The organism is Ancylobacter sp. 3268, from assembly GCF_031456575.1.
Lineage (GTDB): Bacteria > Pseudomonadota > Alphaproteobacteria > Rhizobiales > Xanthobacteraceae > Ancylobacter.
On record NZ_JAVDUX010000006.1, the window covers coordinates 17,676 to 31,758 of the forward strand.

A 14,083-nucleotide genomic window follows, 5' to 3' on the forward strand; every position below is an offset into this window, starting at 1 on the left:
CGCCCGAACGGCCTACGAGCGCGGCGACGCGTCGACCGTTGCGGTTCTTCACGGCTCCAGAGTGCCACGAAGCCCGAAGGCAGACAAGCTACGGCGTCTGAACCAACACAAACATTTTCACACCGAGCCGTTTATTTTGACAACTTCTTCGATTTTAACTTGTCTTTGGTCGCAAACGACATGGAATCCTGCCTTATATTTTTTAGCAGCCTCAGTCTTTGCCTTTGCAACATAATAGTCAAACTTTGGATATCGACGACATACCAAAAGAAATCCAATCTTAGATTCTAGCATACTTCTTATATTTGGATGTTCAACGGTAGCCATCAATTGTTTTATACCATGGTCAACATCTTTACCCTTTAATTCAACAATAACCGAAGAATCTCCAACTTTTCTAACCAACCTATCCGCCCTACTTCCATCAGTTATAAGACAATTATCGACAATCGACACGTGATACATGTCACCATTGGAATTCTCGAAAATGGCCTTTCTACCATGTTCTTCAACTTTAATTTTAGAATGCGTTACAATTTGCGTGCAGCGCTCCATCAGGACATCTCGCTCTCAATGCGAAGAAGTTCCGAAAATTTCCGAGATATCACCTCAGATACATCATCCAAATAGCCACCATCGATAAGACCCTCTGCGTCAATTATATCCCTGAGTCGTCCATTCTCGATGGCGAAAGCTGAGAACTGGCCATCGTGCAGCCAACATGACCGAGGAACAATTTCGTTTATCTCCTGATTTCGCTTTTTCCTTCGGGACAAGTGCCCAGCCTTAATGAATAGATTAAGTTCAGACATTATATACGGACTATGTGTTGTCATAATTAGACTTCTACGGTTGCGCCCGGAAGCAACAGACCCTATCAAAAACTCCATAAGTATGCTTTGTGCAGATGGAAACAGATGCGCCTCCGGCTCTTCAATATAAACTAGAGACCTATAGCGCCTGACATTGCGCGTATTTGGCGGAGATCGAAGCTGATCTAGTTCATTGAAATATTGCATAAGGGACCACATCGGAAGTATTTCTTGCTGCCCGCTAGAAAGATATGAAAATGGAATTTTTCTACCATCTTCTGTTAAAACATATGCAATATCGTCTTCGTAATGTATTTCACCCCCAAAAAACAGGTTCATGAATACATTTCTTCTTTCGATAAATTCGTCACCCAATCGCGCAATTCTATAGCTGGATCTGCTAGAATCTCTGTCTCTAATATTTGCAAATATTCGAGCAAATTTTATAGTCACAGGATCAAGATTTCCGGCCTGTTCAAGACCCGCAACAAGACGACCGATACTTGTAAAAAATGCTCGACCAGCAGGAATAAATGTCTGTTCTGAAAGAAATTCATCTTCCAATTTTTGGTTTAGCTGCCGTATTATCACGTCACGCACACGCCACACTCGGTCAATAGATTCTGTTAGTAGCGATTTTGCTTCAGAATCAAGATCTTCACCCGCCTTATATTTGTCAAATAGTTCAGATGTCTGCGAATAATACTTCGTAAACCAATCGGAAAATGTGATGGCGACGTCATCAGCAAATTTACCAGCCGCCTTCCTGCGAAGGATACGAACCGAGAAAGAAGCCGCCGTATAATTTAGATTAAATCTCTGTGACCCCCAAGCAGAAGGAGGAAACCACATTGTAAATTGCCGTGCTAATGACTTCTTGTAATCCTCAATACTATCGCCGCGTTCGGCAAATTGTATAAAACTACTTAGTATGTCGTTAAAAAAATAAAATAATTTTGTCGTTACACTTTTTCCACTTCCCTGAGGTCCAATAATTATATTTACCGGCGACAGTGTAATCGACGCATCCTTAAGGCAGCAAAAATCTGCGATCGTCATTGTTGGCAAGCGAACCTCCCCCTACCATACAGATGAGGAACTCTGATAATGCCATTCAGAGCTTTGTGGTAGATCCCCAGCCTCGTGAACGGTGGGCATCGCAAACGTGTTGATCGAAGTTAAAGTCCATCTTTCACCACAGGATCGGGCTCGCGTCGAAAGCGTTTTCGGCGATCTCGTCGAGCGCACCGAGAATATCGAAGGCGCGCTGCCCAATGTCGGCGAGGCGCTGCTCATCACCACCGACGAGCGCTTCGATACCGAGACCGACCCGCAGGGCAAGGCTTGGGCGCCGCTGGCCCTCACCACCATCATGCTGCGCGGCGGGAGCGGGCATATCCTGTCCGTCTCGGGTCGCCTGCGCAGATCGGTCAGCTACAATGTCAGCGGCAACGTGCTGCGGCTCGGCCCGAATGCGCCGCCCTACGACGCGGCCCAGCAGTTCGGCTCCACCCACGAGATCCGCGCCAGGAACGCCAATGCGCTCAGGGTGCCCTTCGTCGGTGCCGGCGGCTTCGGCTTCACCTTTCTCAAGGCGGTCATCGTGTCCATCCCGGCGCGTCCCTATATCGGCTTCGGCCGGCGCGACGAGGAGGCCGCGCGCGACGCCATCGAGGACTGGTTGGCGGTTGACGGGAGCTCACCGGAGGGCGACTAACAGGGAGCGCGCAGGAAGCCTCTGGACGCCCCTCGGGCTACCACGTTAGCCTCATCTGGCGCGAGGGCCGTCAGATGGCCGTCAGAAACGCCGGAAAAGGCTTCCGGCCCGCGCAGGTGATCCCGGCATCGCGCCGATGCCCTCCACCCGCGCCACGGGCGCCCTCGGGAACTGTTCCCGTCAACTCCGGCGCGGTGCGTCTCTAACGTCGTCTTCATGACGACATCAGCGCCGCCTGCCACCCGCACGATCGAGGTTTTCCGCCCTGGCACCCATGTGACCATGGGCGGCGAAAGCATCGCTTTCTCGGCCGACGATCTCCGCAGCCTCGCCGCCTCCTACGATGCCGAGGCGGCGCCGGCGCCGATCGTCATCGGCCATCCCGCCATCGACGCACCGGCCTTCGGCTGGGCGCGCTCCTTCAGCTTCGACGACCAGCGCCAGCGCCTCACCGCCGAGGTGGAGCGCATCGAGCCGTCCTTCGCCGAGGCGGTGCAGGCCGGCCGCTACCGCAAGGTGTCCCTCAGCTTCTTCCGCCCCGGCGATCCGGCCAATCCGGCACCCGGCAAGTGGTATCCGCGCCACGTCGGCTTCCTCGGCGCCGCCGCTCCCGCCGTCACCGGCCTCAAGGTCGTGTCCTTCGCCAGTGCCAAGGATCCCGTCACCGTCGAATTTGCCGCCGGCGCCCGCGAGACCGCCAGTCTCCTGCGCAAGCTGCGCGAATTCCTGATCGAGAAATTCTCGATCGAGGAGGCCGACAAGGCGCTGCCCGACTGGGAAATCCGCTGGCTGGAAGAGGCCGACCAGCCGGCCGCGACGAGCCCGGCGCCCGCTTATGCCAACCCGCCCCCCGAGGATCCCAACATGACCACCCCGACCATTCCGCCGGCGGACTTTGCCGCGCGCCAGACCGCGCTTGACGAACGTGAGCGCCAGCTCGCCGATCGCGAGCGCGGCATCGTCCATGACGGCAATGTCGCCTTCGCCGCCGAGCTGGTCGCCGCCGGCCGCGTTCTGCCGGCGCAGGAGGCGCGCCTGGTCGCCGTGCTCGACGCCATCACTTCCGGCGCCGTTGCGCCCGTGTCCTTCGCCGCCGGCGAGACGGCCGTGAGCCCGGCCGAGCACCTCAAGGGGCTGCTGCGCGAACTGCCCAAGGTGGTGCCGCTGGGCGGCACGCTCCCGGCCGGCGACGGCAATGCCAACGAGGCGCCCGCTTTCGCGGCGCCGAGTGGCTTCACCGTCGACGCCGACCGTTCGGCGCTGCACGGCAAGGCACTCGCCTATCAGCGCCAGCACCCCGGCACGAGCTACCTCGACGCCGTGCGCGCCGTCGATCCCAGCGCCTGACGGCGCGCCAACCTCTCACCGGAGCCGCCGCCATGCACATGGGCAGCATCGACACCCTCAAGCTCACCGGGACCGCCACCACCGCCATCGCCGAGCGCCGTTTCGTGACCTTCGCGAATGGCCAGGCGGTGCTCAACAGCGTCGTGAAGGGCGTCTCCGCCATGGCCGCCGAGATCGGCGATGCCCTTCCGATCACGCTGATCGGCGCGGTCGACATGGAGGCCGGCGCTGCCATCGCCGAGGGCGACGAACTGGTGTCGGACGCCAACGGGCGCCCCATCCCCAAGGGCGCCAACACCAACGTCGCCGCTCGCGCGCTGAACGCCGCGCCGATCGGCGGTCGCGTTTCCGTCCTCCTGCGCTGACCGCAGCGCTTCGTCATCCTCGTCTCGGAGAGCCTCCATGTCCGCCATGAACACCCGCCAGGCCCAGGTGATCGACCCGATCCTGTCGACGCACGCCCGCGGCTACACCAACCAGGAATTCATCGCCCATCGTGTCCTGCCGTTCGCGGACATCCCCGACCGTTCCATGAAGGTGATCCGTTTCGGCAAGGATTCCTTCCGTCGCTACATGGACACGCGCCGGGCGCCTGGCGCTCAGACGAAGCGTGTCCAGTTCGGCTATGCCAGCGATCCGGTGGCACTCACCCAGGAGGCGCTGGAGGCGCTGGTCCCCGACGAGGTCGGCTCGTCGGCGGCTCGGGTGCCGGGCATCAACCTCGCGCAGATCTCGACCAATGCGGTGCAGGACATCATCGCGCTTGGCCGCGAGGTGGAGGTTGCCACCCTGGTGCGCAACCCGGCAATCTATGACGCCAATCACAAGGTGGCCCTCGCCGGCACCGACAAGTGGTCCGATCCCGACAGCGACCCGGCGGCCGACGTGACGGCGGGACGGGAGGCCGTCCGTCGTTCGATCGGGCGCTACCCGAACAAGATGACCATCGGCCCGGACGTTCGCAACGCGCTCAGTCGTCATCCGAAGATTACCGAACGGTTCAAGTACACCAGCTCCGAGAGTATCACCGAAGCGATGCTGGCCAAGTACTTCGATCTCGATGAAGTAATCGTCGGCAAGGCCGTCGCGCTGCCGGAGACCGCGCCGGATACGGCGCAGGCCGAAGACGTCTGGGGCAAGGACGCGCTGCTGCACTACACGGCCGGCAACAGCTTCATGATCCCGTCCTACGGCTACATCTACCGGCTATCCGGCTATCCGCTGGTCGAGCAGCCCTACTACGAGCGCGGCAACAAGAGCTGGGTCTATCCGGTGACGGAAGAGTACCGGCCCTATGTGACGGGCGCGGAGGGCGGCTTCCTGTTCCAGGGCGCGGCCGAGTAGCGCCATGGCGAAGGCGGCCCGATCCAGCAAGGGCGCGGCGGCTAAGGCCGCGCCGACGAATACCCAGCGGTCGCCAAGCCCATCGGCGGCCGATACTCCCCCGGCAGCAACGGCCGCCGGGGCCTCGCCGGAGGGTGCCACCCCGTCATCCTCCGGCGAGGGCGAGATCCCGGCCGGCGTCACGCATGCGGCACAGCCGCTGATCGAGGCGGCTCGCGCCGCCCGCCTGGATACCGCCCTGGAGCTGGCGCCTCCCGACGCGCCGGCGGTGCACTTCTATCCCGTGCTCTCGCCGCTGCGCCACAACCGCCGGAGCTATCGCCCCGACGTTCCCGAGGCCAACACCATCGAGCTGACCGAGGCCGAGGCGGAAACGCTGGTCGCTATCGGCGTGCTCGGCGAGCCGACCGAAACCGAGTGAGCGTCAGGCCATGCCCGCCACCCCGAAATATCTGACGGTCGCCGACTTCATCACCCGCCTGGGCGACGAGGCCGAGCAGCTCGCCGGCACCGGCCTGCGGGGCTCCCGCGTGATCGACGAGGATCTGCTCGCCAAGGAGCTGGTCTACGCCGATGGGGTGATCGACGGCTATGTGCGCTCTCGCTACCCGCGGATCTTCGTCGTGGTGCCCGAGGTGCTGGCAGGCATCGCCCATGACATCGCCCGGTGGCGGCTGCGTCCGAAGGGTGGCCAGCAGTCGGCCATGAACGCGGACGTTACGAAGCAGTACGACACCGCCATGGCGATGCTGCGTGATATCGCCTCGGGCAAGCTGACGCTCGATGTCGACGGCGACGGCGCCCAGCCGGAGGCAGGCACGGCGGCCGAAACCGTCAGCGGTGCCATGCCGGCCTCGCGCATGTCCTCGGCGTTGGAGGGCTGGCGATGACGGCGCCGCTCACCCAGCAGATCGAGGACGCCATCGTGGTGCGCCTGAAGGATCGCCTGCCGCGCGCCATCACGCGGATCGAGGCCTTCCCCGACGACCCGTCGCAGTACGATTTCCCCGACCGCGACGCCGCCGCCTGCTTCGTTCGCTACGACAGCTCGTCCTACGCCGGTCAGGCTGGCGCGCCCGTCCAGGCCTACGCCCCGATGCGCACGCTCACCTTCGCGATCTCGCTCCTGGTGCGCTCCATGCGCCGCTCCGATCTCGGCGCGGTTGGCGCCCATGACGCGCTCGACGATATCCGGCTCGCCCTTCAGGGGCAGTCCTTCGCCGGCGCCACCGCGATGGTGCCGATCTCCGACCAGCTCGAAGAACAGAAGGGCAGCGTGTGGCGCTGGGGCTTTCGCTTCTCGTGCAAAGCGCCGGCGGTCGCCGCCCCCGATACCGGCGACCGGCCGGCGATGATGAACCGCTTTTCGGAGGCCTCATGAGCACGTCCTACACCTATCACGGCGCGGCGCAGGCCGTGACGCTCCTCGACGCCGCCGGCGTTCCAGTGTGGGAGGGCCAGCTGTCGCCCGGCGCCACCGTCACGGGCCTGCCTGCCGACCATCCGCACGTCGTCACCTGGCTCGACGCCCGCCTGCTCGCGCCGGTGCCGGACGAGGCCGCACCCGAAGCCCCCACCGAACCCACCCGGCGCGCCAGGCGCGGCCAGCAGGAGGACTGATCATGGCCGAGAATTTCCACCACGGCCCGGAGATCGTCGAGCATCGCGAAGGCAATGGCGTCGTTCGGGACGTCAAGTCAGCGGTCACCTTCATCGTCGGCACCGCGCCGATCCAGGAGCTGTACGACACGCCGGCCGAGCGCGCGGCGGCGATCAACAAGCGCATCGTGCTCCGGCGCAAGGACCAGATCGCGGAGCTGCTCGGCCCGCATCGCGCCGGCTACTCGCTCACCGAAGCCTGCGAGGCGATGTTCAACAAGGTGCAGTCCGGCCGGGGCGGCGGCACCATCGTGGCGGTGAACGTGTTCGATCCCGACGTGCACAAGGAAGGCACCGCGCCCGATCCGACGAAGGTGACGGCGGCCGATATTGTTGGCGCCTATTCGGCCGGCGGGCAGGCGTCGGGCTTCAAGCTCGCCCGCGGCATGTTCAACTCGCTGGGATATTTTCCCAAGATCCTCTGCGCGCCGCGCTTCTCGACGCTCGCCGGCGTGCGCGCCGAAATGGAGGTCCAGGCCACCGACCTCAGCGCCGTCTACATCGCGGATCTGCCGTCCGGCCTCACGGTGCAGCAGGCGGTCGAGCAGCGCGGCACCACGGGCGCCTACAACACCAGCTCGATGCGCGCCCTGCTGTGCTATCCGCACCTGAAGGCGATCGATCCGGTGACCGCCGAGGAGTCGCTGCAGCCTTATAGCCAGCACCTGGCCGGCATGATGATCGCCAGCGATCTCGCTTATGGCTACCACTACTCGCCGTCCAACCGGCAGATGGCCGACGTGACCGGGCTGGAGCGCGACATCGAGTTCGTGCCGGGCCGCTACGACAGCGACACCAACGCGCTGAACGAAGTCGGCCTCATCACGGCGATGAACTATTTCGGCTCGGGCTATCGCACCTGGGGCAATCGCTCGGCCGCCTTCCCGACAATGACCACGCCGCACCAGTTCATTCATGTGCGCCGCGTGCTCGATATGGTCCACGAGGCGGCCCTCTTCTACCTCATGGACAAGATCGATCGGCCGGCCTCGAAGAATTTCCTCGACGACATCGAGGAAGACGTGGACGCCTTCCTGCGCAAAAAGCAGGGCGAAGAGGCTCTCTACGGCGGGCGTTTCCGCTTCGACCGGGAGAAGACTACCTCTCGCGACGCCACGGACGGCCGCTTCTACTACCGGCTCGACTGCATGCCGGTCGGCATCACCGAGCGCGTCACCGTCGACAGCTACCTGGACACTTCGCTGGCGCAGACCGCTCTCGGCCTCGCTTCCTGACCCTTCGACACGGGCTAGCTGGCCCTCAGCGGGAGACTGACCATGGATCCGATCAAGGTCGGCCATATCACAAATGCCGACGTCTACATGGAGAACAACCGGCTCACCGGCCGGGTGAAAGAGTTCGACCAGGGCGATTTCGAAGTCACGACCGTCGACCACGAAACGCTCGGCATGATCGGCGTGATCTCGCTGCCCAGCCGATCGGTTGCCGCGATCAAGGGCAAGATCAGCTTCGCCTGGCTCGACCATGAAATGGCGCGCATCGCGATGAATCCGACGCGCCTGGTCCGCTTCTCCCTGCATTCCTATGTCGACGTCTTCGGGTCGAGCGGCCTGGACACGGCCGCCAGCCACCGACTGGTGACGACTATGGGCGTGCACTTCACCAAGCTGTCCGGCAACGCGCACACGCTTGGCGAGGCGGTAGGGCACGAGATGGAGATCTCCATCGTGAGTATCGTGCAGCGCGTCAGCACCTCCGAGATCCCGCTGCTGGAATACGACCCATTCGCCGGCGTCTACCAGATCAACGGCGAGCCCGTCTGGCCGGATTGATCCGGCCGCACCGCTTCCCTTCCACGCCATCGAGCGCACCATGTCCGACATCCCGAACGATCAGCCGCTTTCCGACGCGGCCGCCGGCTTCGCCAAGGAGCAGCTGAAATCCTTCATCGAGCGCATCGAGCGGCTTGAGGAGGAGAAGGCCAGCATCATCGAGGACATCAAGGACGTGTTCGCCGAGGCCAAGGGCACCGGCTTCGACGTCAAGGCGCTGCGCGAAATCCTGAAGATCCGCAAGCAGGATGCCGACCAGCGCGCCGAGCACGAGGCGATCCTCGACCTCTACCTCCAGGCGCTGGGCATGGCCGGCTAGCCCCCGCCGGCCGTCTCTTCCCGCGTCCCCTACACAACCCGGAGCACCCGCATGTCCATCACCGAGTTTTCCCGCCGCGACATCACGCTGAAGCGTTCCAAGGTCGTCGTCTCCATTCCCGACGACTGGAACGTCGCCGACAGCACCGCGGCGCAGAAATACGCCAAGGGCGACGGCCCGAAATTCCAGCTCGCGCTGATGCAGCGCGTCTGCCGCTTCAACGGCGAGACCTGGACGCTCGCCGATATCCAGGAGCGCATCAAGGGCAAGGACTACCTCCAGCTCACCGGCGAATTCTTCGGCGACGAAGACGAGGAAGAGGCGGGAAACGACTGATCCCGCATCCGCGGGATGTCCACTGGATGATCCGCCGGGGCTGGCCTCCGGCGGACATCTTCGCAATGACGGCGTCAGAATTCGCCTTTCACCTCCAGGTCGCCGTCGAGGATGCCAAGGCTGAAGCCGAGGCCATGAAGCAAGCGGGCAAGTCCCGCTAGGCGGGAGCATCCGATGCGCGTCGCGCTCGTCATTGAGGCGATCGACAAGGCTTCCCGCGCAGTGCGCGGCGTCGACAAGGCGGTGCGCGCGTCGAACAAGGCGTCCATCGCAGGCGCGAACAAGGCGGCGGCTGCCACCGAGAAGTCTGCCAAGGCGGTCAGTCAATACAGCAAGGCGCATGAGCGTGCTGCCCGCGCGGTCGGTAGAGCGCAAGACACCATCATTGCCGGCGCCCGTCGAGCGGGTGAAGCCTCCCGCGCCGCCGCCGCCATGGCACAGCGCGGCTGGGATCGGGCCCTTGTCTCGATCGGCAACTATGCCCGCCGACAGGGTGATCTTATCGTAAAGGGCGGCGGCCTGATCGGTGGCGGCGCCGGGCGAATCTGGCAGGGCGTCAAGGCCGGCGGCGCGATCGGCGCCGGACTGGCGACAGGCGCCGGCGTTCTGGGAGTCGCGGGCTCCCTCTTGATTTCCCAGCTCGTCGACCCCGCCGCTGAGTTCGAGAAATTCGCGGCCATCCTCGAAACGACAGAGCATTCGGCGGCGGCAGCACAAAAGGCTCTTGCCTGGGTGTCGGATTTCGCCACCCGGACGCCCTACGACATGGCCGCGGTGACGGAAGCTTTCGTCAAGATGCGGACCTATGCCCTCGACCCGACCAAGGGTCTGCTTCAGACGCTGGGCAATACCGCCGCCGCAATGGGAAAGCCGCTGATCCAGGCGGTGGAAGCGGTTGCCGACGCGGTGACGGGAGAGTTTGAACGACTGAAGGACTTCGGCGTCAAGGGCTCCATCGATGGCGCCTACGCACTGTTTTCCTTCACGGCCACGGATGGCACGCAGAAGGTCATCAAGGCGCTCAAGAATGACCGCAAGGCGATTGAGAACGCCTTGGCCTATATCTGGAACTCCGCCTATGGCGGCGCGATGGAGCGGCTGTCCCAGACTTGGGACGGGATGATCTCCAATCTTGGCGACCAGTGGTCGCGTATCCGGCTCATGGTGATGAATGCCGGCTTGTTCGACTACATGAAAGGCCGGCTGGGCGAGATCCTTTCGACGATCGACACCATGTCGGCCGACGGCTCCCTCCAGCGTTGGGCGGGCGACGTTTCGACCACACTGATCGCTACGCTTGAAAAGGGTTGGGCGGCGGCGAAGGGCATGGCGGCGGCGATCGGCACCGTGGCGCGCGGGGCGGAATGGCTAGCCAACGCCATGGGCGGCTGGGAGAATCTCTCCTATCTGCTGATCGCCGCCGCTTTCGCGCAGCCGATCTACTATCTCGGCACCGGGCTTTTCATGGTCGCGCGCGGCGCTTGGGTGGCGGGCTTCGCGCTCGCCCGCGTGCTGGCGATCCTGTCGGTGTCCACCACCATGTGGGCGTTCTCTGCCGGCCTGCGCCTGGTCGGACTGCTGGCGCTCGGCACGGCCCGGTCCGTGATGCTGCTCGGCCGTGCGCTCATCTTCGCCAGCGCCGGCGCCATTCGCGGTGCCGTGCTCGGCATCGCCTTCCTCGCGCGCGGCCTGGTCGGCCTGCCGGGGCTGCTGGTTCGCGCGGCCGCCGGCGCCCGCCTCATGGCCATCGCGGCGATGGGCTTGCCGGGGATGCTGATGTCCGCCGCACGTGGGATCGCCGCAATGGCAGTGGCCGGCCTGCGCGCCTTGCCGGGCCTCCTCGCCAGCGCTGCCCAGGGCATCGGGTTGATGGCGGCCGCCGGCCTGCGCGCCCTGCCGGGGCTGCTCTTTGCCGCCGCTCGCTCGGCTGTCGCCTTCGGCGTGGCGCTGATGACGACGCCGATCGGCTGGATCGCCGCGGGCGTCGCCGCCCTCGCGGGTGCGGCGTATCTGATCTACACCAACTGGGACACGATCGGCCCGTGGCTTTCCGAGAAGTGGGAGCAGATCAAGAAAATCTTCTCCGACGCCTGGAACTGGCTCAAGGCGTTCGACTGGTCGAGCATCCTGCCGGATTGGTCCGGCTGGCTCCCCGAATGGAACTGGTCGAGCATCATCCCGGCGATCTCGCTGCCGTCGTTCGATTGGAAGAGCCTGCTGCCGGACTGGAACTGGTCGAGCATCATCCCGTCCATGCCCGACTTCGGGTCGTGGTTCGGCGGCGGCTCATCCGGCCCCAAGATCGAGAGCGCGGCCGACATGGCCGAGCTGGCGCAGCGCTCCGCCCAGGCGAGCAAGCTGATCGCCGAGATCGGACCGGCGGCGCAGGCGGCGGTGCAGGTGGCGAGCCAGGCGCTCACCTCGGCGTCGTTCCACTCCCATGGTGTCGCGTTGATGGCGACGCTGGCGGCCGGCATTCGCGCCGGGGCCGGCCAGGCCGTCGAGGCGGTGCGCGGCGTCACCCAGCAGATGCGCGACTATCTCCCGCACAGCCCGGCCAAGGTCGGGCCGCTGTCGGACCTCGACCGCGTGCGCTTCTCCGAGACGCTGGCCGGGGCGATCCGGCCCGGCCCGGCGGTCTCGGCGGTGCGATCCGTCACGGCGGGCATGCGCGGCCTGCTCAGTGGCGAGCCGCTGTCGGGGGGCTTGCCCGCCGGCGGCGGGACGTCAGGCGGCGGCGTCACCGTCCAGGTCAACTACAACCCCACTCTCAGCGTCCAGGGCGACAACGCCCAGGCGCTGCAATCGTCTTTCGCCCAGCAGCTTCGCGACCACGCCGACGTCCTCGCTCGCCTGGTCGATCAGGCCGTGCGCGACCGCCAGCGCCTTGCCTATTGAGGAGGGAGCATGTTCGCCTTTTTCGGAAACATCATCCTCGGCGTCACGCCGCTGACCGGCCCGAAAGCCCTCAACGAGACCTTTGGCAACTCCTATGCCCGCCATGACGTGATCCGCGGCAAGCCGGTGCTCCAGCTCATCGGCGAGGAGCTGGACACGCGCGAGATCTCGTTTTTCTTCGACGAGACGTTCTGCGACCCGGCGGCGCAATGGGCGACGCTCTGGGCGGCGTACAAGATCAAGGCCGCGATGCCGCTGGTGACGGGCGTCAGCTTCGACGGCCGGCACTTCGTGATCGAGACGCTGGAGCGCGACGTGCTGAAGACTACGCGCTCCGGTTGGCGGGTCGTGCGCCTGGAGGCGACCATGTCGCTGGTCGAGGCGCCGATCCCGAACCTGCTCACCGCCGCCCTTTCCACCGCCGCCAGCCAGGCCGCTGGCCTCGGCAGCTCGACCACCAAGCCGGACGCGCAACGATGACCGACTATCTCGTGCATCCGACCAAGGATGGCGACCGCTGGGATTTGCTCGCCTATCGCTATTACGGCGACGTGTCGCTCCAGGGCGAGCTGATCAATGCGAACCGGGCGCTGTTCTTCGACGCCATGACCATCCCGCTCATCCTGCCGAGCGGCCTCGATATCATCGTGCCGATCCGCGAGCGCCCCACCGCCGTCTCGACAGCGGCCCTGCCGCCCTGGAAGCGCTGACATGATCCGCGAGCCGGCATTTCGCCTCGTCTATCAGGGCCGCGACATCACCTCGGAACTGGCGATGTGGCCGACCGAGATCACTTACACCGACCGCACGCACGGCGAATCCGACGAAGTGCGCGTGACCGTCCACAACAGCAACGGCCTATGGCTCGACGACTGGGAGCCGCAGGAGGGCGACAAGTTCCAGCTCGATTACGGCTATGCCGACGAGCTGGCGCCTGCTGGCGAGTTCACCGTGGACGAAGACACCGCCACCGGGGATGCCTCCGGCGACAGGGTCGAGTTTCGCGGCCTCTCGGCGCCGAAGACCGAAGAGCTGCGCACCGCCAAGCATCGTTCCTTTGAGGAGCAATCGCTTTCCGAGATCGTCAGCAAGGTCGCCGGCGAGCACGGCTTCAGCGTCGAGGGCGAGATCGAGGATCTGTCCTATGAGCGGGTGACGCAGAATGGCGAGCGGGATCTCGCCTTCCTGAAGCGCCTGGCCGAGGAGACCGGCCATTATTTCGCGGTGAAGGGCCAGACGCTCGTCTTCACCTCCCGCAACGCCCTGCGCTCGGCCGACCCGGTGCGGACCTTCGACCCGGTGACAGACTTCCCGCGAAACCTGACGGCCTATAGCCTGCGCAAGGCCGATCATGTCGCCGCCAAGCGTGCCGAGGTCCGCTATCACCATCCGCAGCGCAAGAAAGTCATTTCCGGCGATTCCTCGTCGTCGGACGATCTCGGCCTGATGACCGCCTCGGGCGACGTGGTGAAGCTCGACGTGCGCGTCGAGAACGAAGAGCAGGCCGAACGCCTCGCCAAATCGAAGCTCGACGAGCGCAACAGCCCGAAATATGCCGGCACGCTGGATCTCGTCGGCGATCCCGGCGTGGTCGCCGGCGTCGTCATCGAGCTGACCTCCTTCGGCAAGAAGTCCGGCAAGTACCTGGTCAAGCAGTCGACGCATACGCAGCGCCGCAGCGGCTACACCACCTCCGTCGAAATCGAGGGTCTTACCGACAAGCAGGCGTCGGATGGCAAGGCGGCCTCGGCTTCCTCGAAGACCAAGAAATCCGGGAACTCGGCGAAGGCGTCGGGTAGCGCCGGCGGCACCAGCCTCGGCGTCATGGGCGCCGATGGCGTCATCCGGCCGGAGTGAT

General features: G+C 64.1%; 19 protein-coding genes. 17 read left to right on the forward strand and 2 right to left on the reverse strand.

Annotated features, from left to right (window positions below; translation table 11 throughout):
• Positions 1-117: 117 nt before the first annotated feature.
• Both J2X65_RS10030 and J2X65_RS10035 read right to left on the reverse strand, forming a co-directional pair.
• Positions 118-555: a hypothetical protein gene (locus tag J2X65_RS10030; RefSeq protein WP_310200770.1), complete on the reverse strand. Its 438-nt coding sequence runs from the start codon at positions 553-555 to the stop codon at positions 118-120.
• Positions 555-1,871: an AAA family ATPase gene (locus tag J2X65_RS10035; protein ID WP_310200771.1), complete on the reverse strand. Its 1,317-nt coding sequence runs from the start codon at positions 1,869-1,871 to the stop codon at positions 555-557. The genes J2X65_RS10030 and J2X65_RS10035 overlap by 1 nt, the downstream gene beginning before the upstream one ends.
• Before the next feature lie 106 nt (positions 1,872-1,977).
• Between J2X65_RS10035 and J2X65_RS10040 the strand changes: the two genes are divergently transcribed.
• The 17 genes from J2X65_RS10040 to J2X65_RS10120 all read left to right on the forward strand — a co-directional run bounded on the left by J2X65_RS10040 (position 1,978) and on the right by J2X65_RS10120 (position 14,082).
• Entirely contained in the window at positions 1,978-2,529 is a 552-nt protein-coding gene (locus tag J2X65_RS10040) for a phage virion morphogenesis protein (RefSeq protein ID WP_310200772.1), read from the forward strand.
• A gap of 216 nt (positions 2,530-2,745) precedes the next feature.
• Entirely contained in the window at positions 2,746-3,876 is a 1,131-nt protein-coding gene (locus tag J2X65_RS10045) for a hypothetical protein (protein ID WP_310200773.1), read from the forward strand.
• Positions 3,877-3,908: 32 nt separating this feature from the next.
• Entirely contained in the window at positions 3,909-4,241 is a 333-nt protein-coding gene (locus J2X65_RS10050; protein ID WP_310200774.1) for a DUF2190 family protein, read from the forward strand.
• 37 nt (positions 4,242-4,278) lie between these two features.
• Positions 4,279-5,220, forward strand: a complete 942-nt coding sequence (locus tag J2X65_RS10055; RefSeq protein ID WP_310200775.1) for a major capsid protein — start codon at positions 4,279-4,281, stop codon at positions 5,218-5,220.
• A gap of 4 nt (positions 5,221-5,224) precedes the next feature.
• Complete coding sequence (locus tag J2X65_RS10060) at positions 5,225-5,641, forward strand: hypothetical protein (protein ID WP_310200776.1); 417 nt, start codon at positions 5,225-5,227, stop codon at positions 5,639-5,641.
• 10 nt (positions 5,642-5,651) lie between these two features.
• Entirely contained in the window at positions 5,652-6,110 is a 459-nt protein-coding gene (locus J2X65_RS10065) for a DUF1320 domain-containing protein (RefSeq protein ID WP_310200777.1), read from the forward strand.
• Complete coding sequence (locus J2X65_RS10070) at positions 6,107-6,601, forward strand: Gp37 family protein (protein WP_310200778.1); 495 nt, start codon at positions 6,107-6,109, stop codon at positions 6,599-6,601. Before J2X65_RS10065 ends, J2X65_RS10070 begins: the two co-directional genes overlap by 4 nt.
• Entirely contained in the window at positions 6,598-6,840 is a 243-nt protein-coding gene (locus J2X65_RS10075) for a hypothetical protein (protein WP_310200779.1), read from the forward strand. Before J2X65_RS10070 ends, J2X65_RS10075 begins: the two co-directional genes overlap by 4 nt.
• A 2-nt stretch (positions 6,841-6,842) precedes the next feature.
• On the forward strand, positions 6,843-8,114 hold the full coding sequence (locus J2X65_RS10080; RefSeq protein ID WP_310200780.1) for a phage tail sheath subtilisin-like domain-containing protein: 1,272 nt from the start codon (positions 6,843-6,845) through the stop codon (positions 8,112-8,114).
• Positions 8,115-8,156: 42 nt separating this feature from the next.
• Positions 8,157-8,672 (forward strand): phage major tail tube protein, encoded by a 516-nt coding sequence (locus J2X65_RS10085; RefSeq protein WP_310200781.1) that lies wholly within the window; start codon positions 8,157-8,159, stop codon positions 8,670-8,672.
• A 40-nt stretch (positions 8,673-8,712) separates the two neighbouring features.
• Positions 8,713-8,991, forward strand: a complete 279-nt coding sequence (locus J2X65_RS10090; protein WP_310200782.1) for a DUF2312 domain-containing protein — start codon at positions 8,713-8,715, stop codon at positions 8,989-8,991.
• A 51-nt stretch (positions 8,992-9,042) separates the two neighbouring features.
• Positions 9,043-9,327 carry a hypothetical protein gene (locus J2X65_RS10095; protein ID WP_310200783.1) on the forward strand — a complete coding sequence of 95 codons (285 nt, stop codon included), beginning with the start codon at positions 9,043-9,045 and terminating at the stop codon, positions 9,325-9,327.
• A 26-nt stretch (positions 9,328-9,353) separates the two neighbouring features.
• Positions 9,354-9,488: a hypothetical protein gene (locus J2X65_RS10100; RefSeq protein WP_310200784.1), complete on the forward strand. Its 135-nt coding sequence runs from the start codon at positions 9,354-9,356 to the stop codon at positions 9,486-9,488.
• Positions 9,489-9,501: 13 nt separating this feature from the next.
• Entirely contained in the window at positions 9,502-12,225 is a 2,724-nt protein-coding gene (locus J2X65_RS10105; protein ID WP_310200785.1) for a tape measure protein, read from the forward strand.
• Positions 12,226-12,234: 9 nt separating this feature from the next.
• Positions 12,235-12,705, forward strand: a complete 471-nt coding sequence (locus J2X65_RS10110; protein WP_310200786.1) for a phage tail protein — start codon at positions 12,235-12,237, stop codon at positions 12,703-12,705.
• The gene (locus tag J2X65_RS10115) at positions 12,702-12,935 is read left to right on the forward strand and encodes a tail protein X (RefSeq protein ID WP_310200787.1); all 234 of its coding nucleotides are present in this window, start codon (positions 12,702-12,704) and stop codon (positions 12,933-12,935) included. Before J2X65_RS10110 ends, J2X65_RS10115 begins: the two co-directional genes overlap by 4 nt.
• A 1-nt stretch (position 12,936) precedes the next feature.
• On the forward strand, positions 12,937-14,082 hold the full coding sequence (locus J2X65_RS10120) for a contractile injection system protein, VgrG/Pvc8 family (RefSeq protein ID WP_310200788.1): 1,146 nt from the start codon (positions 12,937-12,939) through the stop codon (positions 14,080-14,082).
• Position 14,083 lies beyond the last annotated feature (1 nt).